Origin of the sequence: Klebsiella sp. MBT K-1, from assembly GCF_002556465.1 — a bacterium.
Taxonomy (GTDB): domain Bacteria; phylum Pseudomonadota; class Gammaproteobacteria; order Enterobacterales; family Enterobacteriaceae; genus Klebsiella; species Klebsiella grimontii.
Window position 1 is genome coordinate 48,357 of the sequence record NZ_PDEL01000019.1, and the last position, 21,457, is coordinate 69,813.

A 21,457-nucleotide genomic window follows, 5' to 3' on the forward strand; every position below is an offset into this window, starting at 1 on the left:
AATGCCAGAGAAGGCGGTCAATAGACCGCCTTTTTTACATCTACATAGAGAGTCACCATGAGCCATAACGACACTATCGTCGCCCAGGCAACCCCACCGGGACGCGGTGGTGTGGGCATTCTGCGCATCTCTGGCCTGAAGGCGCGCGACGTTGCGCAGGCGGTGCTGGGCAAGCTGCCGAAGCCGCGCTACGCCGACTACCTGCCGTTTAAAGACAGCGACGGCAGCGCGCTGGATCAGGGGATTGCGCTGTGGTTCCCCGGCCCGAACTCCTTTACCGGCGAAGACGTGCTGGAACTGCAGGGCCACGGCGGCCCCGTTATCCTCGACCTGTTACTGAAACGCATTCTGACGCTGCCGGGCGTGCGCATCGCCAGGCCAGGCGAGTTCTCCGAGCGCGCGTTTTTGAACGACAAGCTCGATTTAGCCCAGGCTGAAGCGATAGCCGACCTGATCGACGCCAGCTCCGAGCAGGCGGCGCGTTCTGCGCTGAATTCGCTGCAGGGCGCATTCTCTACTCGCGTAAACCATCTTGTGGAAGCGCTGACGCACCTGCGCATCTACGTGGAAGCGGCCATTGATTTCCCGGACGAAGAGATCGACTTCCTCTCCGATGGAAAAATCGAAGCCCAGCTCAACAACGTGATCGCCGATCTTGACGCCGTGCGCGCCGAAGCGCGCCAGGGCAGCCTGCTGCGCGAAGGGATGAAGGTCGTCATTGCCGGGCGGCCGAACGCCGGCAAATCAAGCCTGCTGAACGCGCTGGCGGGCCGGGAAGCGGCTATCGTCACCGATATTGCCGGTACCACCCGCGACGTGCTGCGCGAGCATATCCATATCGACGGTATGCCGCTGCACATCATCGATACCGCCGGCCTGCGCGATGCGAACGACGAGGTTGAGCGCATCGGTATCGAGCGCGCCTGGCAGGAGATTGAACAGGCCGACCGCGTGCTGTTTATGGTCGATGGCACCACCACCGACGCGACCGATCCGGCGGATATCTGGCCGGACTTTATTGCCCGTCTACCGAAAAACCTGCCGATTACCGTCGTGCGTAACAAAGCGGATATCACTGGCGAAACGCTGGGGCTGAGCGAAGTAAATGACCACTCACTTGTTCGCCTTTCGGCACGTACCGGCGAGGGCGTAGACGTGCTGCGCAATCATCTCAAGCAGAGCATGGGCTTTGAAACCAATATGGAAGGCGGTTTTCTGGCGCGCCGCCGCCATCTGCAGGCGCTGTCGGACGCCGCAGAGCATCTGCAGCAGGGGAAAGCGCAGCTGCTGGGCGCCTGGGCTGGCGAGCTGCTGGCGGAAGAGCTGCGCCTGGCCCAGCAGAACCTGAGCGAAATCACCGGCGAGTTTACCTCTGATGACCTGCTGGGGCGCATTTTCTCCAGTTTCTGTATCGGTAAGTAAGCTCCGTTTGTGAGCATTGACTAACCCGCCTTAACATCCTGTTAAAGCGGGTTTTTATTTATCATCTTCACGGTAGATTGGTTTATCTATTACCCTTATCGGCATCGCCGCTCTTAACGTACCGGATGCAACCATGACCATCGATTACACCTTTATTGATACCGTTCCTTCTGCAGAAGACTTTTGCCGCCTGCGCGTCATATCAGGTATGTCGCCGCGACCGCTGGAAGGCGCCCGTGCTGGCCTGCCGCGTAGCTGCTACGGCGTGCATATTCTCTATGAGGGCGTGCCCGTTGGTATGGGGCGCATCGTCGGCGACGGCGCGCTGAACTTTGAAATCGTCGACGTCGCCGTGGACCCGGCCCATCAGGGAAAAGGTCTCGGTCGCCAGATCGTGCAGAAAATCGTCGCCTGGCTTGATGGCAACGCGTTTAAAGGGGCATACGTCTCGCTGGTGGCGGATGTTCCCGAGCTGTACGCAAAATTTGGGTTTTCCAGCGTCATGCCGGAAAGTGAGGGTATGGCGAAGGTCTGGAATTAACTTCGCTGGTAAAGAAGCATCCGGGGCTGCGGCGTCTCCCGGATGCCGGTGATGCTATCAGGATTTAATAAAGTCGGCAGCGCGAAAAGCTTCCAGCGCGACGCGCTTTTGCTCGCTGGTCATCGGGCGCAGCGGGCGGCGCGGATCGCCGACGTCAATGTCGTGCAGCTGCATAGCCAGCTTCCCGGCCGCCACGCCGCCGTACTGAACCAGGATGCGAATAATCGCGATGACTTTATCCATACAGGCGGCAACGTCCTGATGATCCCCCCGGTTGAAGCTCTCGATCAGACGATGATAGAGCGGCGCCGCGTAGTTATAGGTACTGCCCACCGCGCCGACGGCGCCGCAGGCCAGGCCTGCGGGTAAAAACTCATCCACGCCGAACGGAATATCGAACTGGCGATTGTTGACGCGCAGGCAGCGCTGGAACTCATACATATCCGCGGAGTTAAACTTCATACCGGACAGGTTCGGAATTTTATCCGCCGCGGCGATCAGAAACTGCTCCATATCGAGGCTTAGACCCGACATGCCGGAATGGTAGTAATAGAAGCCTTTTGACGGCGCCGCGGCGGCGATAATGCGGCAATATTCCACCAGATCGTCGACGGTAGACGGTTTAAAGAAGCACGGGCCGATGACCGAGGTGGCAAAAATATCCAGGGTTTCAGCATGACGGCTCAGCTCCAGCGCATCGGCGATGCTGAGCGCCCCGGTGTGTAGCGTAATGCTTAGTTGTCCCTGGCTTGCCGCGACCCAGCGCTCGGCGATTTTTTTACGCTCTTCAACAGAACAGTGGATACCTTCTCCGGTTGTCCCACAGACGTAAGCGCCTTTAACGCCCTGGCGAATCAGGTGCTCGGCGATTCGATCGATAACGGGATAGTTGACTTCGCCATTAGCATCAAAAGGCGTGTGGGGAGCGGCAATAAGGCCGGTTAGCTTTGTCATGTAAACCTCTGGTGGTGTTTTTCTTCTTAAATAAATTTATTTTGAAGTATTACTCCACTCTAAAAGGTAACCATGCCGGTTGCAACTGGATACCGGCAGGGAGGAAAACGGGAGTAGCAGATTGTGATGAATCGCACAAAACTCGCTCTATTTGAGCGTGGACAGGGCATCCATCGTGCGCAGTTTATTGGCTCGGGCGGCTTCCGGGTCTTTCTGCACCAGCAGCGTATAAATGAGATCCAGTACGAAAAGCTGTGCCGTTTTGGTGCCAATGGAGTCGCCCTGCAGGCGTCCCTGGCGGTTGCCGTTAATCAGCGTAATATCCGCGACTTTACTCAATGGCGACCCGAGGTTATGCGTTAAGGCGACGGTGACGGCTCCGGCCTGCTTTGCCAGACTAAGGGCGTGGGTGGTTTCCGGCGAATGCCCGGAGTGGCTGATACCGATAGCGACATCGCCAGCCTTGAGCAGCGCGGCCTGCATATACATAAAGTGATTATTCGTTAAGGCATCGACGCGCATCCCGATTCGCATCAGCTTGTGCTTCATCTCTTCGGCGGTCAGCCCGGAGGCGCCGACGCCGAAAATAAAGGTGCTATTGCAGCTATGCAGCGCCTCCACGACCCGTTCAACCTGCTCCATATCCAGAAGGTTGAGCGTTTCCGAGAGAACAGTCGAGATAGCGCCCTGGAGCTTGAGACCAATGGTGTGCGCATCGTCGGCTTTCTGAATTTCAGCCTCCAGAAGCGTGCTGTTGTCATCGGTATCGGTCATGGCCAGCTCAATAGCCAGCTCCATTTTGAAATTCTGAAAGCCTTTATAGCCCAGCTGTCGACAGAAACGGATCACCGACGCTTCGCCCGCGTTCACTTCCTCTGAGAGGTCGGCGATGGAAAGCTGCGTCACCTTGTGGGGGGAAGTCATCACAAACTGCGCAATGCTTTTCCCGACGCGGGTCATACTGCTTTGCATCGCTCCCAGGGTATCAAGTATTTTCCCGGCTTTGACCGGCGAAGTCGGAGTCGTCATCTCTTCCCTACTGTTTACGCGATTATCAGGCGCTAATGATGAAGTACAGCGCATCACCAGGCAATATGGATTTTTAAAAACGCCGCGACGCCGCGGCTATATCCTGAGCGGCGCAAACATTGTACGTCTCATGGCGTGAGTCAGATCGCCTTTTTTCGTTTCTCCTCTTCTTTGTCCATGATCTTGTTCACACATTTCATGAAATGCTCTTGTGGCGTTTAACTTCTAAAAAATATATTAAATGGAGTTTAACTTCATTTGGCTGTGCGCCTCCCTGCTGTTTTAGGCCCGACAGCATAAAAACGCTGCTCATCACAGGAGAGCATATGAGTGAAATAATAAGTACCAAACCATGGTATAAGCACCTCAATAAGTCCCAATGGCGGGCTTTCTCTGCAGCCTGGCTGGGCTATTTACTGGATGGTTTTGATTTCGTTTTAATCGCTCTGGTGCTCACCGAAGTACAAAGCGAATTTCAGCTCACCACGGTCCAAGCGGCGAGTATTATCTCCGCGGCGTTTATCTCCCGTTGGTTCGGCGGCTTGCTGCTGGGGGCGATGGGCGACCGTTATGGCCGCCGCCTGGCGATGGTCAGCAGTATTATTCTTTTCTCCGTCGGTACGCTGGCCTGCGGCTTTGCGCCGGGATACACCTCGATGTTTATTGCCCGAATGGTGATCGGAATGGGGATGGCCGGCGAGTACGGCTCCAGCGCAACCTATGTTATTGAAAGCTGGCCAAAACATTTGCGTAACAAAGCCAGCGGCTTCCTGATATCCGGCTTTTCCGTCGGCGCCGTTGTGGCGGCGCAGGTTTACAGCCTGGTGGTGCCCCTCTGGGGCTGGCGCGCCTTATTCTTCCTTGGCATTCTGCCGATTATTTTCGCGCTGTGGCTGCGTAAAAATATTCCGGAAACGGAAGACTGGAAAGAGCGGCAGACGAAGAAAGCGCCAGTACGGACGATGGTGGATATCCTCTATCGCGGTAAATACCGCGCCATGAATATAGCAACGACGCTGATCGCAACGGCGGCGCTGTGGTTCTGCTTCGCAGGTAATCAGCACAACCCGCTGGTAGTGATTGCGCTGGCGCTCGTTTGCACCGTTATTTTCATCAGCTTTATGGTACAGAGCAGCGGAAAACGCTGGCCGACCGGCGTAATGCTGATGGTTGTCGTTCTGTTCGCCTTCCTCTATTCCTGGCCTATCCAGGCGCTGCTGCCGACCTACCTGAAAACCGAGCTGGCATACGATCCGGCAGCGGTGGCGAAGGTGCTTTTCTTCAGCGGATTCGGCGCGGCCGTCGGCTGCATCGTCGGCGGGTTCCTCGGCGACTGGCTGGGCACGCGTAAAGCCTACGTTTACAGCCTGCTGGCCTCGCAGGTCCTGATTATCCCTGTTTTCGCCATCGGCGGCGCCAGCCTGTGGGGCCTGGGTCTCCTGCTCTTCTTCCAGCAGATGCTGGGCCAGGGGATCGCGGGAATACTACCGAAATTGATCGGTGGTTACTTCGACACCGATCAGCGCGCTGCCGGTCTGGGCTTCACCTACAACGTCGGCGCTCTGGGCGGGGCGGCGGCGCCGGTCCTCGGCGCGCTGGTCGCACAGCATATGCATCTGGGTACGGCGCTGGGGTCGCTCTCCTTCGGACTGACGTTTGTGGTGATCCTGCTGATTGGCCTCGATATGCCGTCCCGCGTGCAGCGCTGGATTCGCCCGGAAGCGCTGCGAACCCATGACGCCATTGATGGCAAACCATTCAGTGGGGCAAAGGTTCGTCACGACAAAGCGGACGCACCGCTTTGCAGTAAACATTAAATTCATGCGCCCGGCGCTGTCGGGCGCAAACGGAAGTAAGGGATAGCGCTATGTCTTTATTTGATACTTTGGATGTGAAGGTTAAAGAATTGGGCGGACTCATTGTCTCGTGCCAGCCGGTGCCGGGCAGCCCGTTAGATAAGCCTGAAATCGTCGCGGCGATGGCGCTGGCGGCGGTCAAGACGGGTGCGGTCGCGGTACGTATTGAAGGCATTAATAACCTGAAGGCCACGCGCGAACTTATTTCAGTACCCATTATCGGCATCATCAAGCGCGACCTGCCGGACTCGCCGGTGCGCATCACGCCGTTCCTTGAGGATGTGGACGCGTTGGCGCAGGCTGGTGCGGATATTATCGCCTTTGACGGCACGGATCGCCCGCGTCCGGCCAGCGTGAAGGCGACTATCGAGCGCATTCATCAGCAGGGCTGCGTCGCGATGGCAGACTGCTCGAACCTTGAAGACGGTACTCGCTGCCACGCTCTGGGCGCAGAAATTATCGGCACTACGCTGTCCGGGTATACCACGGAAGCAGTACCCAATGAGCCGGATTTCCCACTAGTGCAAGCGCTGAGCGCCAAAGGATACCGGGTCATTGCCGAAGGGCGGTTCAACTCTCCGGCCCTGGCGGCGCAGGCCATAAAGCAAGGCGCATGGGCGGTGACCGTCGGTTCCGCGATTACGCGTATTGAACACATTTGCCAGTGGTACCGCGATGCGCTGGCTGAGGTTGCGCTATGACAACGCTGGCGATAGACATCGGCGGCACCAAGCTGGCCGCCGCGCTGATTGACACGCAGCATCACGTGCTGGAGAAACGAGCGCTGCCGACGCCCGCCAGCAAAACGCCGGCGGCGCTGACGGAGGCGTTGAGCGCGCTGGTCGCGCCTTTCGCGGGGCGGGCCCGGCGGGTAGCGGCCGCCTCGACGGGAATCATTCGTCACGGCGTACTGACGGCGTTAAATCCGGATAACCTTGGCGGACTGGCGCAGTTTCCCCTGCGGGAGACGCTGGCGCAGCTGACGGGGCGACCGTGCCTGGTCGTGAACGATGCGCAGGCGGCGGCCTGGGCCGAATATCACGCCCTGTCTGTCGATGCCGACGAGATGGTATTCATCACCATCTCAACGGGCGTGGGCGGCGGTATCATCTGCAACGGTCGGCTCCTGTCCGGGAACGAAGGGCTGGCCGGGCATATCGGCCACACGCTGGCCGATCCGCACGGTCCGCGCTGCGGCTGCGGTCGCACCGGCTGCGTAGAGGCTATTGCCTCCGGCAGAGGGATCGCCGCGCTGGCGACGGACGATCTGCAGGGGATGACGGCCAAATCCATTTTTGCTCTTGCGCAGAGCGGCCATCCGCAGGCAACGTCGTTAGTCCACCGTTCGGCGCAAACCATCGCCCGGCTGATTGCCGACATGAAGGCCAGCGTTAACTGCCAGTGTGCCGTCCTGGGCGGCAGCATCGGGCTGGCGCCCGGCTATCTCCCGCTGGTTGAGACCTATCTGGCGCAGGAACCTGCGGTCTATCACACGAAGATTGTAGCCGCACACTATCAGCATGATGCCGGCCTGATTGGCGCGGCGTTGTTAGCGGAGGACAAAGCATTATGATTATCGGCGATATCCATCACCCGGAATGCGCGGGACTGTCACCCGTTCTGCTTGAGGCCGTGAGGCTGGCCGTTAAGGCTCAGCCGCAGCAGCGTGAACCGGGGCGTTATGAGTTGCAGGGCGATGATATTTATATGAACGTCATGCGCTTCGCCACGCAGTCGGCGGAAAGTAAAAAAGCGGAGCTGCACGAAAAATTTATTGATATTCAGATCCTGCTGCAAGGCGAGGAGACAATCCACTGCGGCGTGGCCGATAGCGCCCGTGAGTGCGACACCTGGCATAAAGAAGAGGACTACCAGCTGTGCGCAGCTATCGCCGACCAGCAGCAGGTGACCCTGAAGCCTGGCATGTTCGCCATTTTTTTCCCTGGCGAACCGCATAAGCCGGGCGTGCAGGGCGCAGCGAGCATGGAGATAAAAAAAGCGGTAATTAAAGTTAACCGCGCGCTGCTTGTCTGAGTCACTTACTTCGCCCGCCAGATATGCGTCCTGGCGGGATAGCCTCTCAACGCCAAAGCGACGCTTGCTTCGTCGCTTTTCCTCCCAGGAAATCATTGTTGTCCAAATGGCAACTCGTACTACCGCACGAACCCCTCTATGCTGTACGGCAATCTTATGCGAGGGTTCTATGGCACGCTTTCTTATCTGCAGTTTTGCGCTGGTTCTGCTTTATCCATCCGGTATTGATATGTATCTGGTCGGCCTGCCGCGCATCGCGCAGGATCTGGGGGCCAGTGAAGCGCAGCTGCACATCGCCTTCTCGGTTTATCTGGCCGGGATGGCCGCAGCCATGCTGTTTGCTGGCCGTATCGCCGACAAGTCAGGCCGTAAGCCGGTGGCGATTTTCGGCGCCGTTGTTTTCATACTCGCCTCCCTTATCTGCTCGCAGGCGCAGGTCAGCGCCCACTTCCTGACGGGGCGTTTTATTCAGGGGATTGGCGCGGGCAGCTGCTACGTCGTCGCCTTTGCGGTGCTGCGCGATACCCTCGACGATCGCCGCCGGGCGAAGGTGCTTTCCCTTCTTAACGGCATCACCTGCATTATTCCGGTGCTGGCACCGGTACTCGGCCACCTGATTATGCTGAAATACCCCTGGCAGAGCCTGTTCTATACCATGACCGGCATGGGCGTTCTGGTGGGGCTGCTGTCGATATTTATCTTGCGGGAAACGCGTCCAACATCCGTTCCGCAGGCGGCGCAGCAAAATGTCGCCCCCGAATCGCTGCTTAACCGCTTTTTCCTCAGCCGAACGATCGTGACCACCCTCAGCGTGACGGCGATTCTGACCTACGTTAACGTCTCCCCGGTGCTGATGATGGAAGTGATGGGCTTCGATCGCGGGACTTATTCCATGGCGATGGCGCTCATGGCGCTAGTGAGCATGGTGGTGTCGTTCTCGACGCCGTTTGCTCTGACGCTCTTTAAGCCCCGCACCCTGATGCTGACCTCGCAGGTGCTCTTCTTTATCGCGGGCGCGCTGCTGAGCTTTGCCACCAGCCAGACGATAACGATGCTAGGGCTGGGGCTGATTTGCGCCGGGTTCTCCGCCGGCTTTGGCGTAGCGATGAGCCAGGCCCTGGGGCCATTTACCCTGCGCGCTGGCGTGGCGAGTTCAGTTTTGGGGATTGCTCAGGTTTGCGGCTCTTCACTGTGGATTTGGCTGGCGGCTATCATCGGGCTCAGCGCGATGAATATGCTGATCGGGATACTTATTGCCTGTAGCATAGTGAGTATTGTTCTGATTATGGTCGCCTCTCCGGCGCGGGCCGCGCAACGCTATGAAAAAACCCCTGTCGAGTCTCGATCTTAACTTACTGCTGTGCCTGCAGCTCTTAACCCAGGAGCTCAGCGTTACCCGCACGGCGAAGCGGATGAACGTTTCGCCGTCGGCGGTGAGCAAGTCGCTGGCTAAACTGCGCGCCTGGTTTGACGATCCGCTATTTGTCAAAACGCCTCTGGGGCTGTCGCCCACGCCGCTGATGAGCAGTATGGAGCAGGATCTGGCGGACTGGATGCAGATGGGTAATCAGATCCTCGACAAGCCCCATCACACCATGCCAAGCGGGCTAAAGTTTGAGCTGGCGGCGGAGTCGCCCCTGCTGATGATCCTGCTGAACTCGCTTTCACAGCGGATCTACCAACGCTATCCGCAGGCGCTGATCCGCCTGCGCAATTGGGATTACGATTCGCTGGATGCCATTATTCGCGGCGAAGTCGACATCGGTTTTTGCGGCCGGGAAACCCATCCTCGCTCCCGTGAACAGCTCAGCCTGCTGCCCTGGTATATCGATTTTGAAATCCTGTTTACCGATCTACCTCAGGTATGGCTGCGCGCCGATCATCCCGCGCTGAACGATGAGTGGAGTCTGGACGCTTTTTTACGCTATCCGCATATCAATATCTGTTGGGAACAAAGCGATACCTGGGCGCTGGATGATGTTCTGCATGACCTGGGGCATAAACGCACCGTGGCGTTGACCGTTCCGGGCTTTGAACAGTCGCTGTTTATGGCGGCCCAGCCTCATCATACGATGTTGGCCACCGCCCCGCGCTATTGCCAGCGCTACAATCAGCAGCATCATCTGCCGCTGGTCTCACTGCCGCTGCCGCTGGAACCGTCGCAGCTGGAGAAAATACGCGTCCCCTTTACCCTCCTGTGGCATAAGCGCAACAGCTACAACCCGAAGATCGTCTGGCTGCGAGAAACGCTGAGACAGCTCTACACTGAACCGCTATAGCGCTGGGTTAGCCCGCCTTGCGCAATAAATTGTAAAATTCATGCAATTTCTCTTTTCAACGGGTGATTTCCGCATTAAAACCTGACAATTCTGAGCGATAATATAATTCGCAATTTCTATCATTGACCATTAATCACGGAGCGACGAATGGCAACGCATTTTGCAAGAGGGATACTTAACACCCGAGAACCGTTATCAACACGCCTGTCAGCGGCCTGCCATCAATCCGCCAGGCGCCTGCCTGAGTACCGACAAAGCCGCTATCGCGCATCCCGGTCACTCCTCGCAGAACTCCTCTTTATGCTGTACGGCATCAGCGAACTTCCCGAAATTATTGATGAAGAAAATGGAAAACCCGCTTTTCGCGACGAACATCTCCCGCATTTCTCCATCTCCTATGCTGGAAATATCGTCGGCGTCGCGTTAACCACCGAAGGCGATTGCGGCCTGGATATGGAATTACCGCACGCCTCCCGCGGTTTACACTCCCCGCACGACGCCGACCGCTACGTTTTTAACAGTAATGAGCGTGTATGGATTAGCAATCAGCACGATCCTGACGAAGCTCGCGCTCAGCTTGACGCGCTGCGCAAAAGCGTCATGAAACTGACTGGCGAAACCGCCGTTAACCTACAGCTTCTTCCGGGCTCCGGGCGGTTACGCACAAGCGGGACGCAGGCAATCGAAGCCGTGTGCGACGCCGAAACGGTGCTGGTCTGGTCTATCGCCGCCAGCCCGGATATCGGTCAACTGAAAGTCTGGGAATATAATGGTAACGAGGGCTGGCGCAGCCTGCCTGACGCTCAGGCCCGTGCTAAAGAACCGTCCGCCCGGCTGATGCGCTTCACCAGTTTACCGGTAGAAAAAGCCTTCTCCCTCAACTGACCGGTTTTCCCGGCCATCATGATGCAAAGGAGCAATCATGTCTGATACGTTGAAAGTTGTTACGTTACTCGGAAGTCTGCGCAAAGGCTCTTTTAATGCCATGGTCGCGCGTACCCTCCCCGGCATCGCGCCCGCAGGTATGGCGGTTTCCGCGTTACCGTCCATTGGCGATATTCCACTCTATGATGCCGATGTCCAGCAGGAAGAGGGATTCCCACAAAGCGTTCAGGATATCGCGCAGCAAATTCGCGAGGCCGACGGTGTGGTCATCGTGACGCCGGAATATAACTATTCGGTTCCCGGCGGCCTGAAAAACGCCATCGACTGGCTATCTCGTCTGTCGGAACAGCCGCTGGCCGGTAAGCCGGTACTGATTCAAACCAGTTCGATGGGGGCTATTGGCGGCGCGCGCTGTCAGTACCATCTGCGCCAGATTCTGGTATTCCTCGACGCAATGGTGATGAATAAGCCCGAATTTATGGGCGGCGTGATTCAGAACAAAGTGGATCCGCAGGAGGGGAAAGTCGTCGATCAGAGCACACTCGATCATCTGAGCGGGCAGCTTAGCGCTTTTGCCGAGTATATTCAGCGGGTTAAGGCCTGACAGACGCCGTCACGCTCGCCAGAACGGGCGAGCGTGACGGCGCAGGTATTAATGCGCGTCGATAAACACAATCTTCAGCACGAACAGCAGCGAAACCACAATCACGCACGGACTGAGGTCGCGCAGGCGGCCGGTACCAATCTTCATCACGCAGTAAGAGATAAAGCCTAAGGCAATACCTTCCGTAATGGAGAAGCTGAACGGCATCATCACGGCGGTAATAAACGCAGGCACTGATTCGGTTAAATCATCCCACTTCACGCGCGCCAGGCTGGAGGTCATCAGGACGCCAACGTAAATCAGCGCACCGGCTGCGGCGTAGGCCGGAACCATACCCGCCAGCGGCGACAGGAAAATCACCAGCAGGAACAAGAGCCCAACGACCACGGCGGTTAAGCCGGTACGGCCGCCCACGGAAACGCCCGAGGACGATTCAATATAGGCGGTTACGGAAGAGGTGCCGATAAAGGAGCCGGCAACGGACGATACGCTATCGACAAACAGCGCCTGCTTCATACGCGGGAACTTGCCCTGCGCATCGGCCAGACCGGCTTTATCGGTCACGCCGATCAGCGTGCCGGAGGAGTCGAACAGGTTCACCAGCATAAATGAGAAGATCACGCCCGCCAGGCCGAGATTCAGCGAGCCCGCCAGGTCAACATGACCAATCACCGTAGTCACGCTCGGCGGCATGGAAACGATGCCCGTGTAGTGAACGTCACCCAGCATCCAGCCCAGCAGCGTGGTAACCACGATAGAAACCAGCACCGCGGCGTGAATATTGCGGGAAGCCAGAATCGCGATAATGAAGAAGCCAAGGATACCCAACAGCACGCTGTGGGACGTCAGGTTGCCGATGCTCACCAGGGTTTCCGGATTGGCGACGATCACGCCGGCGTTTTTCAGGCCCATCATACCGATAAACAGGCCGATACCGCTGGTGATGCCGATGCGCAGGCTAACCGGAATATTGGCAATCATCCAGTAGCGTACGCGGAAAATCGTCAGCAGCAGCAGGCCAACCGCGCCCCAGAAAATAGCGCCCATCCCCACCTGCCATGGCAGGCCCATTGCCTGTACCACAACAAACGCAAAAAAGGCGTTCAGGCCCATTGCCGGCGCCAGCGCCACCGGGAGGTTAGCGAATAGCCCCATCATAATGCTGCCGAATGCGGCGATCAGACAGGTTGTGACAAAAACGGCGCTGGTATCCATACCCGCCACGCCGAGAATCTGTGGGTTAACAAAAACGATGTACACCATTGTCAGAAAAGTGGTGAAACCTGCAATCGCTTCGGTGCGGGCCGTGGTGCCGTGTTCACGCAATTTGAACACGCGCTCCAGCAGACCCTGGCCAGATGACTGGCTGGTTTGTTGTTGACTCATTATCGGTTTCCGAACAAAGGAGGGAAAATTCGTCGCTATCCTATACCAAAATGCGACAATAGGGGCGGTTGTGAGATACTTTTTTTCATTGATTTTGCTTATACGGCAACGATTGCGTCTCACCAATCAGCATGACGAAAACGTTAACTTATTAAAATGGAAACGACATGACCCAACCAGAAGCAGTATTTTTCGACTGTGACGGCACGCTGGTCGACAGCGAGGTGATCTGCTCCCGCGCCTACGTTCACATGTTCAGGGAATTCGGCATTACGCTGGATTTAGAAGAGATTTTTAAGCGCTTCAAAGGCGTAAAGCTGTACGAGATTATCGATACCATTAACGCGGAGTACGGCGTTAATCTGGATAAGGCGACCCTTGAGCCGGTTTACCGCGATGAAGTCGCGCGCCTGTTTGATACTGAACTGGAAGTCATATCTGGCGCACAGGCGCTGCTGGACGCGGTCAACGTGCCGATGTGCGTGGTCTCCAACGGCCCGGTCAGCAAAATGCAGCACTCTCTCGGTAAAACAGGCATGCTGCGCCATTTCCCCGAGCGTCTGTATAGCGGCTACGATATCCAGCGCTGGAAGCCCGATCCGGCACTGATGCTGCATGCTGCAAAAGCGATGAATGTTAACGTCGAGAACTGCATTCTGGTCGACGACTCCAGCGCAGGCGCGCAGTCGGGGATCGCGGCAGGCATGGAGGTGTTCTACTTCTGCGCCGATCCGCACAACAAGCCCATCGACCATCCGAAAGTGACGACGTTTACCCGTCTGGAAGCGCTGCCGGAACTGTGGAAAGCGCGCGGCTGGCATATTACCCGATAAAAAGCCGCAGCGTAGCGCAACCCCGGAGCGTCCCGCCTGCGCTACGCTGAGAAGGACTGCGCTTTAGTCAATTCCGCAGCCGCTGCTTTATCAGCCACAATCACCAGGGAAGGATGCAGTTTCAGCACCGAAGCCGGAACCCGCTCGCTGACTTCGCCTTCAATCACCTGTTTTAGCGCCTGCGCTTTTGCCGCTCCGCTGACGATCAGCAGCAAATTTTTCGCCGCCATAACGCTTTTCGGCCCCATCGTGACGTAGCTATCCGGCACCGCGGAGAAGTCGCCGTCCATTTCGCCATGCGCGACGAGATCCACCAAATCCCCGACGATAGGGACTTTCACCGTCGCATCGTGGAACCGCGTGGTATTCGGTAAGTTACCGCAAAAATGGCCGTCAGCGCCGAGACCCATCACCACCAGATCCAGGCCCCCCTCCTCCTGTAACCGCTGGTCGTGATGGATAAAGTTTGCATGGCTAAGCTTGTGGATATTCTCTTCCGGGATCTGAGCGGGAGTGAAAAACAGGCTGCGCAGATTGGAAATGGTCACCCCTTCGCGATCCTGTCCGCGGAACGGGATCTCATCAAAATTGTAATAATGGGCCTGAGAATAGAAGGATTTGCCTTTAATCGCTGCCGTCAGATGTTCATACATTTTCTTCGGCGTACTGCCTGCCGTTACCGCCAGATTCTTCCTCCGCGGCGCGGTGATGTAGCCTAAAACATGATGGCTGGCGACCAGGCTCATCTCGGCATAATCTTCCGTCACGATTAACTTCATGTTATCTCCCTGAATATAATGAAGACAGGGAGCCAGGGATCTGGCTCCTTGATTTTATTTGAACAGCTTCTGCACGAACTCGGCGTAGGCTGGGCGCCAGACGTCCATTTCGTGGTTCAGGCCCGGAAACTCGTGGTAGTCAAATTTGATGTTCTGCTTCTCCAGCTCCGCTTTCAGCCCGGCGATATCTTTACCGGTGACCGCGTCTTTCTCACCCACGACGACGGTGAAATTACGCAGCTGCTTATTGATCGCCTGCGGGTTTTTTAGCTGCGCCTCGACGCCGGCATCCGGCACCGTGGTTGTCGTTACGCCGCTGAAGGTCGCCAGCCAGCCGAAGTTCTCCAGATGGTTCATTCCCGAGACCAGCGCCTGATAACCGCCCTGCGACAGCCCGGCAAGCGCCCGGCCATCCGCGTCTTTCCGCACATTAAAGCGGGCATCAATCAGCGGAATAATATCGTTCATCAGCTCTTTATCCGCCGCTTTCGCATTCAGCGGATAGAAGGTTTTACGCCGTTCCTGCGGCGGGAAGTTTTCCGCAACCGCTTCAGGAATATCGGTTTCGGTATCCGGCACCACCACCAGCATGGGCTTGATTTTGCCTTCCGCCAACAGGTTATCCATGATTTGCGGGATACGCCCCTGATCGATGGCCGACAGGCCGCTGTCGCCAAAACCGTGATAGAAATAGAGCACCGGCAGCGGCTCGCCGGCACCGGTATAGCCCGGCGGCGTCCACACGTAGGCACGGCGTTCAGAATTCAGCGCCTTTGAGTGGTAGGTCAAGGTGCGTAGTTCCCCATGAGCCACCGCGCGATCGTCAAGAATGCTGCCGGGTACCAGAATCAGGCTGGTATTCACCTGACGCTGGGGTTTCTGATAGCGGCTACCGGTATCGACGGAACGGAATCCGTCGACATCAAAATAGTATTCGTAGAGGTTGGGCGCCAGAGCTTCACTTTTCCATGTCCAGATCCCCTGTTCATCTTTGGCCATATCGTGGGAGACGAAGGTGTCCGGCGTTGCCCCCGTCACCACGGATACCCGTTTTGCGTCCGGGGCAAACAGGCGGAAGGTAATACTCTTATCGCCGTTAACCTGCGTAATATACTGGCTGACCGCGATCGCCGCGCTCGGCGTGACCGGAAACGGCGCAGCATGAGCAGTAAACGCTGCGCCCGCCAGCGCCAGAGCGAAGTAAATAGCATGTCGTTTCATCGTTATTCCTCTTTAGAATTTTGTCCTGGCCATTGCCAGCCTTACCACCAGATTTCAGCCTGGGCGCCAACGGCAAACTGATCGTTCTTACCATCTTCAAAAATGCTGCTGGTGTTGCTGTTAGCGGCCTTATCCAGGTCGATATCCTTCGCTTTAATATAAGTCGCATAGAAACGAATTTCCGGGCGTGAGGTCAGCATACTGGTATTCACTTTAAAGGTATGGAACAGGGTGGTTTTGTAACCGGATTCGTTATATTTCTTGCCGGTGATATCTTTGTTCTGCTGTTTGAAATAGCCCAGCTCGACGCCGGTCTGGTTATATTTATCCCAGATCCAGGCCGGACGAACGACGGCGCGAATAGATTCGAAATCGGAGTGCGCGCCAGTCTCGTAGCTGTAGATATCATTACCAAAGGAGTAAACGATGGCGTTAGCCATAATGATGTTATCACTCAGATAGGTTTCCCCCTGGGAGGTCAAACGAACGGCGGTGCCGTTGGTATGATCGCCATAGTATCTGCCGTTAAAGGTGGTATACGGACTGGATCCCGCATAGCGCGAGAAGCTACTGGCGATAGAGTTGTTCGCCAGCAGGAATGAAAACTCGTTAAACCCGCCGTTATCGAATTTCTGCGTTAACGACGTTCCCGCCATCCAGGTATCTTTCCATTCATAATACCCATTATTACCTTCATTATATTTTTCTGATGAGCTCTGATTTGCCGCGACATAGCGGCCGGTCACCATTAATGAGGCTTTATCCCAGAGAGGGATTTCTTTATAGCGGATATCAATGGTATTGGTGTTAAGTTGCTGGCTTTTGGTCAACGTACGGTTGTAATCATCAACGTCCTCGCGTACCAGCGCAATATCAAACTTACCCGCGCCCACCTTCCAGTTTTCAAGGCCAACGCCTGCTGCGGCATCGGTTCTCTGCGTTTTCCAGTCCAGCATCTGGATTTCAATTTTCGGCGCGCCGTGCTTGCCGACCCAGAAATCCGCTTCCGGCGCAAACGGCAGGAAACCTTTGGTATTGACGTACATATCAGAGAACTGCATATAGTTCTCGCCGCCAGCGTTATCCCCGAACCAGCCGCTGGAATACTGCTGCCCGACGTTACCGTCTAACATCACGATCGCATCAACACGCTTATTGCCTTCCTGATAGACCCGCTGCTTAAGCTGTAAATCAAACCAGCCAGAGTATTCGTTACCAAAGCGGCCAAGCGAACCAATCGCCCACGATTTTGGCGATCCATGAGAAGCGGTTCCCCAACCGGAACGGTAATAGCCGTTATAGCTGAAGCCAATTTCATCCTTCACGAACTGACTGAAATCCTTCATCGTCATGGAGCTATAGATAGACTCGCCGTTAGCCGCGGGTTGTTCATTTTTCACCAGCACCGCCGCCGGTTTTTGGGCGGCGCGGGCCGGCGCTGGCGAGCTTACGGCCTGCCGAGCCGCGCTCGTTTTATTTCCGCCCGGCTGCGTATTGGCGACCCAGATTTGATTTCTGGCTTTCTCTTCATCTTTATATTTTTTAAGTTCGGACTGCGTATCCTTAAGCGCCTTTTCCAGAAGCTCAAGGCGCTGTTCAACCGTCAATGATGCCGCCATAGCATGGGAGGAATAAGCGATCGGTGCCATAATAATAATGGCAGATGTAATCAGATTTCTTTTAAACATAAGGTCCCTTTATATAAAATGAGTGCAGCTGAATATCGTGAAAAATAACGGCCAGCGCGAAGGCATGGTTTATCCTCAGACATTTTTTCATCGCATAAAAAAACCTGAAGAAAACTCCCTGCATAAAACAGAGGCGATTTTCTTCAGGTTTTGCCCGCACGGCGGTAACAACCCCATTCATCTACTGCGGGTGGATCATTTGGCAAAAAAAAACCTGACATCACCAGATTAAAGGTGATGTCAGGTTTTGCCTGCTTACGCAGTAACAATCCGCCGTTTCCATTCGGGCCTTGTAACGACAAGTCACCCGATTGATAAACCGTATTGTTACGCTATAAAAATAAAACCACAATTAGTGAAATTGTTATTTGTGACGACAATCGCACCGTTATTGTTAATGGAAAAATAACTTAAACATATATCATAACTAATTCTGATATGTCCTTTTATCAGAATTAGTCTCTGTGATTTATTACTCTTTGGGATCTTTTCCCGCCAGCAGTTTATCCAGCTCGTCACCGCCAACGTGACGGAAATCCTGACCTTTGACGAAGTAGAAAATATATTCGCAGATATTCTGGCAACGATCGCCGATACGCTCAATCGAGCGGGCGCAGAACAGCGCGGTCAACACGCTTGGAATAGTGCGCGAATCTTCCATCATATAGGTCATCAACTGACGTACGATGCCTTCATATTCCTGGTCAACTTTCTTATCTTCGCGATAAATACGCACGGCTTCATCAAGGTCCATACGCGCAAAGGCATCCAGTACATCGTGCAGCATCTGCACGGTATGGCGCCCCAGCGATTCCAGGCTTACCAGCAGCGGCTGATGCTGCTGGGAGAATTTTTCCAGCGCGGTGCGGCAGATTTTATCCGCGACGTCGCCGATACGTTCCAGCTCGGCGATGGTTTTGATAATCGCCATCACCAGGCGCAGGTCGCTGGCGGTTGGCTGACGCTTGGCGATGATGCGTACGCAGGCTTCATCGATCGCGACTTCCATCATATTGACCTGCTTATCGCCGTCGATAACGCGCTTCGCCAGCTCGCTGTCCTGGTTATGCATCGCGGTGATGGCATCAGAAAGCTGCTGTTCCACCAGCCCACCCATGGTCATGACCTGGGTGCGGATGTACTCCAGTTCGGCGTTGAACTGGCCGGAAATATGTTTGTTAAGATTTAGGTTATCCATAGTATCTCCTGATTGCCCAATAGGTTAGAGCCTGAAAGCAGAAGGGCAATCAACCGTAGCGGCCAGTAATGTAATCTTCAGTTTGCTTCTTAGCGGGCTTGGTAAACAGATCGTCCGTGTTGCTGAATTCAATCAGCTCGCCAAGATACATAAATGCCGTATGGTCGGAACAACGCGCGGCCTGCTGCATGTTGTGGGTCACGATAACGACGGTGTAATCCTGTTTCAGTTCGGTAATCAGCTCTTCAATACGCCCGGTAGAGATCGGGTCCAGCGCCGAGCAGGGCTCATCCAGCAGTAAGACTTCCGGACGAATAGCGATACCGCGCGCGATGCACAGACGCTGCTGCTGACCACCGGAGAGAGAATATCCGCTCTGATGCAGTTTATCTTTGGTTTCATTCCACAATGCGGCTTTGGTCAAAGCCCACTGCACTCGCTCGTCCATATCCGCGCGGGAGAGTTTCTCAAACAGGCGTACGCCAAAGGCGATGTTGTCATAAATCGACATCGGGAACGGCGTCGGCTTCTGGAACACCATCCCCACTTTGGCGCGCAGCAGGGCGATATCCTGGGTGTTAGTGAGAATATTATCGCCATCCAGCAGAATTTCGCCTTCCGCGCGCTGCTCCGGGTACAGCTCAAACATTTTGTTGAACGTACGCAGCAGCGTGGATTTACCGCAGCCTGACGGACCGATAAACGCCGTAACCTGGTTTTTGGTGATATCCAGGTTGATGTTTTTCAGGGCATGGAATTTTCCGTAGTAGAAGTTCAGATTACGTACTGAAAGTTTACCCGGGGTCGTATTCACCATACTCATCTCGTTCTCTTCCTCATTCGGCGCCGCGTTTCGCCGCGCCGCAAAAATTAACCGTGTTTATTCTTCGCGAAAATAACGCGCGCCAGAATGTTCAGCAGCAATACGCACAGGGTGATAATCAAGACCCCGGCCCATGCCAGTTGCTGCCACTCAGCAAACGGACTCATGGCAAATTTGAAAATCGTTACCGGCAGGTTAGCGATCGGCTGCATCATATCGGTGCTCCAGAACTGATTGGAGAGCGCGGTAAACAGCAGCGGCGCCGTTTCCCCGGCGATACGGGCGATGGCCAGCAGGATACCGGTCATAATGCCCGATACCGATGCCTTCAGGGTGATCGCAGAAATCATGCGCCACTTCGGCGTACCCAGCGCATAAGCCGCCTCGCGCAGGCTGTCCGGAACCAGCTTCAGCATGTTTTCAGTGGTACGAATAACGATAGGCACCTGCAGCAACGCCAGCGCAATCACGCCCGCCCAGCCGGAAAAGTGCTGCATTTGCGCAACGACGATGGTGTACACAAACAGACCGACGACAATCGACGGCGCGGAAAGCAGGATATCGTTAATAAACCGAATCACTTCCGCCAGCCAGGATTTACGGCCATATTCCGCCAGATAAATCCCCGCCAGAATGCCCAGAGGGGTACCGATAACCGTCGACCACAGAATCAACAATCCGCTACCCGCCAGGGCGTTTGCCAGACCGCCGCCCGCCGTATTTGGCGGCGGGGTCATTTCGGTAAACAGCGCCAGGCTCATGCCGTCGATGCCGCGGGTAACGGTGGACATCAGGATCCAGATAAGCCAGAACAGGCCAAACGCCATGGTCGCCATCGATAGCGTCAGGGCGAGGCGGTTTTTCATGCGGCGTTTTGCCTGCATTTTGCGGCGAGACTCCGCCAGCTCCGCGGTGGTTTGTAGTTCAATCGTCGCCATTAGCGTGCCCCCTCGTTCTTAGCCAGACGCATAATCATAAACTTCGATGCGGCAAGAACAATAAAGGTAATAACGAAGAGAATCAGGCCCAGCTCCATCAATGCGGCAACGTGCAGCCCGGTTTCCGCCTCGGCAAACTCATTGGCCAGCGCGGAGGTGATGCTGTTGCCTGGCATATATAATGAAACGCTATCAAGCTGGTAGGTGTTGCCGATAATAAAGGTCACCGCCATGGTTTCCCCCAGCGCGCGCCCCAGTCCGAGCATCACTCCGCCGATAACGCCGTTTTTGGTAAAGGGCAGAACGATACGCCAGATAACTTCCCACGTTGTACAGCCGATACCGTATGCCGACTCTTTCATCATCACCGGCGTCTGTTCAAAGACGTCACGCATAACGGCCGCGATATAAGGGATGATCATGATGGCCAGAATCACGCCTGCCGCCAGAATACCGATACCAAATGCCGGGCCCGCAAAGAGCGCGCCAACGAACGGAATGGTCGAGAGAACGTTGCCAACTGGCTCCTGGAAGTAGGTCGCAAACAGCGGGGCGAAAATAAACAGACCCCACATGCCGTATACGATACTGGGAATCGCGGCCAGCAGCTCAATGGCGATACCCAGCGGGCGCTTGAGCCAGGCGGGTGACAGTTCGGTCAAAAACAGCGCGATACCGAAGCTCACCGGCACGGCGATCAGCAGCGCGATAAATGAGGTGACCAGCGTTCCGTAAATAGGCACCAGGGCACCGAAAATCTGGTTCGGCGCATCCCACTCTTTGGTCCACAGAAAGGCAAAGCCGAATTTCTCAATGCTTGGCCAGGACGAGATGATAAGGGAGACGATGATGCCGCCAAGCATCAATAGCACAATCAGCGCCGCCAGTTTTACCAGCACGCTGAAAATTATGTCACCCTTTTTCCCCGGAGGGTTAAATGCCGGCTTGGTTGCAGCCATAAGTTACTCTTCAGTTTCGGGCCAGAAA

Annotated in this window: 22 protein-coding genes; 12 read left to right on the forward strand and 10 right to left on the reverse strand. The window is 55.6% G+C overall.

Features of this window, described 5'->3' with window-relative positions; genetic code table 11:
* Window positions 1-57: 57 nt before the first annotated feature.
* Both mnmE and CMQ96_RS24130 read left to right on the forward strand, forming a co-directional pair.
* The gene (gene mnmE / locus CMQ96_RS24125) at window positions 58-1,422 is read left to right on the forward strand and encodes a tRNA uridine-5-carboxymethylaminomethyl(34) synthesis GTPase MnmE (RefSeq protein WP_024360546.1); all 1,365 of its coding nucleotides are present in this window, start codon (window positions 58-60) and stop codon (window positions 1,420-1,422) included.
* A gap of 133 nt (window positions 1,423-1,555) precedes the next feature.
* Window positions 1,556-1,963, forward strand: a complete 408-nt coding sequence (locus tag CMQ96_RS24130; protein ID WP_024360545.1) for a GNAT family N-acetyltransferase — start codon at window positions 1,556-1,558, stop codon at window positions 1,961-1,963.
* A 57-nt stretch (window positions 1,964-2,020) separates the two neighbouring features.
* Here the strand turns inward: CMQ96_RS24130 and CMQ96_RS24135 are convergent, their stop codons facing one another.
* Window positions 2,021-2,917, reverse strand: coding sequence for a dihydrodipicolinate synthase family protein (locus CMQ96_RS24135; RefSeq protein ID WP_004871836.1), 897 nt, complete (start codon window positions 2,915-2,917; stop codon window positions 2,021-2,023).
* Between the two features lie 147 nt (window positions 2,918-3,064).
* On the reverse strand, window positions 3,065-3,946 hold the full coding sequence (locus CMQ96_RS24140) for a MurR/RpiR family transcriptional regulator (protein WP_004871837.1): 882 nt from the start codon (window positions 3,944-3,946) through the stop codon (window positions 3,065-3,067).
* A 326-nt stretch (window positions 3,947-4,272) separates the two neighbouring features.
* Between CMQ96_RS24140 and CMQ96_RS24145 the strand changes: the two genes are divergently transcribed.
* The 8 genes from CMQ96_RS24145 to CMQ96_RS24180 all read left to right on the forward strand — a co-directional run bounded on the left by CMQ96_RS24145 (window position 4,273) and on the right by CMQ96_RS24180 (window position 11,604).
* Complete coding sequence (locus CMQ96_RS24145) at window positions 4,273-5,763, forward strand: MFS transporter (RefSeq protein ID WP_064343360.1); 1,491 nt, start codon at window positions 4,273-4,275, stop codon at window positions 5,761-5,763.
* Between the two features lie 50 nt (window positions 5,764-5,813).
* On the forward strand, window positions 5,814-6,503 hold the full coding sequence (locus tag CMQ96_RS24150; RefSeq protein WP_004871839.1) for an N-acetylmannosamine-6-phosphate 2-epimerase: 690 nt from the start codon (window positions 5,814-5,816) through the stop codon (window positions 6,501-6,503).
* On the forward strand, window positions 6,500-7,375 hold the full coding sequence (locus CMQ96_RS24155; protein WP_049087039.1) for an N-acetylmannosamine kinase: 876 nt from the start codon (window positions 6,500-6,502) through the stop codon (window positions 7,373-7,375). Before CMQ96_RS24150 ends, CMQ96_RS24155 begins: the two co-directional genes overlap by 4 nt.
* Complete coding sequence (gene nanQ, locus CMQ96_RS24160; RefSeq protein WP_004871842.1) at window positions 7,372-7,836, forward strand: N-acetylneuraminate anomerase; 465 nt, start codon at window positions 7,372-7,374, stop codon at window positions 7,834-7,836. Before CMQ96_RS24155 ends, nanQ begins: the two co-directional genes overlap by 4 nt.
* Before the next feature lie 169 nt (window positions 7,837-8,005).
* Window positions 8,006-9,187, forward strand: a complete 1,182-nt coding sequence (locus tag CMQ96_RS24165; RefSeq protein WP_049131993.1) for an MFS transporter — start codon at window positions 8,006-8,008, stop codon at window positions 9,185-9,187.
* Window positions 9,156-10,115, forward strand: coding sequence for an HTH-type transcriptional regulator YidZ (gene yidZ, locus CMQ96_RS24170; RefSeq protein WP_004871844.1), 960 nt, complete (start codon window positions 9,156-9,158; stop codon window positions 10,113-10,115). The genes CMQ96_RS24165 and yidZ overlap by 32 nt, the downstream gene beginning before the upstream one ends.
* Window positions 10,116-10,262: 147 nt before the next feature.
* Window positions 10,263-11,000: a 4'-phosphopantetheinyl transferase superfamily protein gene (locus tag CMQ96_RS24175; protein WP_024360541.1), complete on the forward strand. Its 738-nt coding sequence runs from the start codon at window positions 10,263-10,265 to the stop codon at window positions 10,998-11,000.
* Between the two features lie 37 nt (window positions 11,001-11,037).
* On the forward strand, window positions 11,038-11,604 hold the full coding sequence (locus CMQ96_RS24180; protein ID WP_098067446.1) for an NADPH-dependent FMN reductase: 567 nt from the start codon (window positions 11,038-11,040) through the stop codon (window positions 11,602-11,604).
* A gap of 48 nt (window positions 11,605-11,652) precedes the next feature.
* On the opposite strand, the gene adeP is transcribed toward CMQ96_RS24180, so the two are convergent.
* Window positions 11,653-12,990 carry an adenine permease AdeP gene (gene adeP / locus CMQ96_RS24185; RefSeq protein ID WP_004127003.1) on the reverse strand — a complete coding sequence of 446 codons (1,338 nt, stop codon included), beginning with the start codon at window positions 12,988-12,990 and terminating at the stop codon, window positions 11,653-11,655.
* A gap of 167 nt (window positions 12,991-13,157) precedes the next feature.
* On the opposite strand from adeP, the gene yieH reads away from it, so the two are divergent.
* A complete protein-coding gene (gene yieH, locus CMQ96_RS24190; protein ID WP_049087043.1) occupies window positions 13,158-13,823 on the forward strand; it encodes a 6-phosphogluconate phosphatase in 666 nt (221 codons plus the stop codon).
* A gap of 41 nt (window positions 13,824-13,864) precedes the next feature.
* On the opposite strand, the gene CMQ96_RS24195 is transcribed toward yieH, so the two are convergent.
* Genes CMQ96_RS24195 through CMQ96_RS24205 form a run of 3 tightly spaced genes read right to left on the reverse strand, consistent with a single transcriptional unit; the run spans window position 13,865 to window position 17,511 of the window.
* The gene (locus tag CMQ96_RS24195; RefSeq protein WP_024360539.1) at window positions 13,865-14,602 is read right to left on the reverse strand and encodes a glucosamine-6-phosphate deaminase; all 738 of its coding nucleotides are present in this window, start codon (window positions 14,600-14,602) and stop codon (window positions 13,865-13,867) included.
* Window positions 14,603-14,656: 54 nt separating this feature from the next.
* Entirely contained in the window at window positions 14,657-15,823 is a 1,167-nt protein-coding gene (locus CMQ96_RS24200) for an esterase (RefSeq protein ID WP_098067447.1), read from the reverse strand.
* A 41-nt stretch (window positions 15,824-15,864) separates the two neighbouring features.
* Window positions 15,865-17,511: a carbohydrate porin gene (locus CMQ96_RS24205; protein WP_024360537.1), complete on the reverse strand. Its 1,647-nt coding sequence runs from the start codon at window positions 17,509-17,511 to the stop codon at window positions 15,865-15,867.
* 37 nt (window positions 17,512-17,548) lie between these two features.
* On the opposite strand from CMQ96_RS24205, the gene CMQ96_RS24210 reads away from it, so the two are divergent.
* Window positions 17,549-17,743, forward strand: a complete 195-nt coding sequence (locus tag CMQ96_RS24210) for a hypothetical protein (RefSeq protein ID WP_141522406.1) — start codon at window positions 17,549-17,551, stop codon at window positions 17,741-17,743.
* 240 nt (window positions 17,744-17,983) lie between these two features.
* On the opposite strand, the gene phoU is transcribed toward CMQ96_RS24210, so the two are convergent.
* From phoU to pstC, 4 genes are read right to left on the reverse strand one after another with little or no spacing between them, the layout of a single operon-like run.
* Entirely contained in the window at window positions 17,984-18,709 is a 726-nt protein-coding gene (gene phoU, locus CMQ96_RS24215; protein ID WP_004107251.1) for a phosphate signaling complex protein PhoU, read from the reverse strand.
* A gap of 49 nt (window positions 18,710-18,758) precedes the next feature.
* The gene (gene pstB, locus CMQ96_RS24220; RefSeq protein WP_004107254.1) at window positions 18,759-19,532 is read right to left on the reverse strand and encodes a phosphate ABC transporter ATP-binding protein PstB; all 774 of its coding nucleotides are present in this window, start codon (window positions 19,530-19,532) and stop codon (window positions 18,759-18,761) included.
* Between the two features lie 47 nt (window positions 19,533-19,579).
* Window positions 19,580-20,470 carry a phosphate ABC transporter permease PstA gene (pstA, locus tag CMQ96_RS24225; protein ID WP_004107257.1) on the reverse strand — a complete coding sequence of 297 codons (891 nt, stop codon included), beginning with the start codon at window positions 20,468-20,470 and terminating at the stop codon, window positions 19,580-19,582.
* Complete coding sequence (pstC, locus tag CMQ96_RS24230) at window positions 20,470-21,429, reverse strand: phosphate ABC transporter permease PstC (RefSeq protein WP_004871867.1); 960 nt, start codon at window positions 21,427-21,429, stop codon at window positions 20,470-20,472. Before pstC ends, pstA begins: the two co-directional genes overlap by 1 nt.
* Window positions 21,430-21,457: the final 28 nt, after the last annotated feature.

Excerpts from the sequence above, each read along its gene's own strand:
- yidZ (WP_004871844.1), top strand. The coding sequence starts at position 9,156 with ATGAAAAAACCCCTGTCGAGTCTCGATCTTAACTTACTGCTGTGCCTG.
- CMQ96_RS24195 (WP_024360539.1), bottom strand. The coding sequence starts at position 14,602 with ATGAAGTTAATCGTGACGGAAGATTATGCCGAGATGAGCCTGGTCGCC.
- CMQ96_RS24175 (WP_024360541.1), top strand. The coding sequence starts at position 10,263 with ATGGCAACGCATTTTGCAAGAGGGATACTTAACACCCGAGAACCGTTA.
- pstA (WP_004107257.1), bottom strand. The coding sequence starts at position 20,470 with ATGGCGACGATTGAACTACAAACCACCGCGGAGCTGGCGGAGTCTCGC.
- adeP (WP_004127003.1), bottom strand. The coding sequence starts at position 12,990 with ATGAGTCAACAACAAACCAGCCAGTCATCTGGCCAGGGTCTGCTGGAG.
- pstC (WP_004871867.1), bottom strand. The coding sequence starts at position 21,429 with ATGGCTGCAACCAAGCCGGCATTTAACCCTCCGGGGAAAAAGGGTGAC.
- CMQ96_RS24165 (WP_049131993.1), top strand. The coding sequence starts at position 8,006 with ATGGCACGCTTTCTTATCTGCAGTTTTGCGCTGGTTCTGCTTTATCCA.
- CMQ96_RS24130 (WP_024360545.1), top strand. The coding sequence starts at position 1,556 with ATGACCATCGATTACACCTTTATTGATACCGTTCCTTCTGCAGAAGAC.
- CMQ96_RS24180 (WP_098067446.1), top strand. The coding sequence starts at position 11,038 with ATGTCTGATACGTTGAAAGTTGTTACGTTACTCGGAAGTCTGCGCAAA.
- CMQ96_RS24135 (WP_004871836.1), bottom strand. The coding sequence starts at position 2,917 with ATGACAAAGCTAACCGGCCTTATTGCCGCTCCCCACACGCCTTTTGAT.
- mnmE (WP_024360546.1), top strand. The coding sequence starts at position 58 with ATGAGCCATAACGACACTATCGTCGCCCAGGCAACCCCACCGGGACGC.
- CMQ96_RS24200 (WP_098067447.1), bottom strand. The coding sequence starts at position 15,823 with ATGAAACGACATGCTATTTACTTCGCTCTGGCGCTGGCGGGCGCAGCG.
- CMQ96_RS24155 (WP_049087039.1), top strand. The coding sequence starts at position 6,500 with ATGACAACGCTGGCGATAGACATCGGCGGCACCAAGCTGGCCGCCGCG.
- CMQ96_RS24145 (WP_064343360.1), top strand. The coding sequence starts at position 4,273 with ATGAGTGAAATAATAAGTACCAAACCATGGTATAAGCACCTCAATAAG.
- pstB (WP_004107254.1), bottom strand. The coding sequence starts at position 19,532 with ATGAGTATGGTGAATACGACCCCGGGTAAACTTTCAGTACGTAATCTG.
- phoU (WP_004107251.1), bottom strand. The coding sequence starts at position 18,709 with ATGGATAACCTAAATCTTAACAAACATATTTCCGGCCAGTTCAACGCC.
- CMQ96_RS24205 (WP_024360537.1), bottom strand. The coding sequence starts at position 17,511 with ATGTTTAAAAGAAATCTGATTACATCTGCCATTATTATTATGGCACCG.
- CMQ96_RS24150 (WP_004871839.1), top strand. The coding sequence starts at position 5,814 with ATGTCTTTATTTGATACTTTGGATGTGAAGGTTAAAGAATTGGGCGGA.
- nanQ (WP_004871842.1), top strand. The coding sequence starts at position 7,372 with ATGATTATCGGCGATATCCATCACCCGGAATGCGCGGGACTGTCACCC.
- CMQ96_RS24140 (WP_004871837.1), bottom strand. The coding sequence starts at position 3,946 with ATGACGACTCCGACTTCGCCGGTCAAAGCCGGGAAAATACTTGATACC.
- yieH (WP_049087043.1), top strand. The coding sequence starts at position 13,158 with ATGACCCAACCAGAAGCAGTATTTTTCGACTGTGACGGCACGCTGGTC.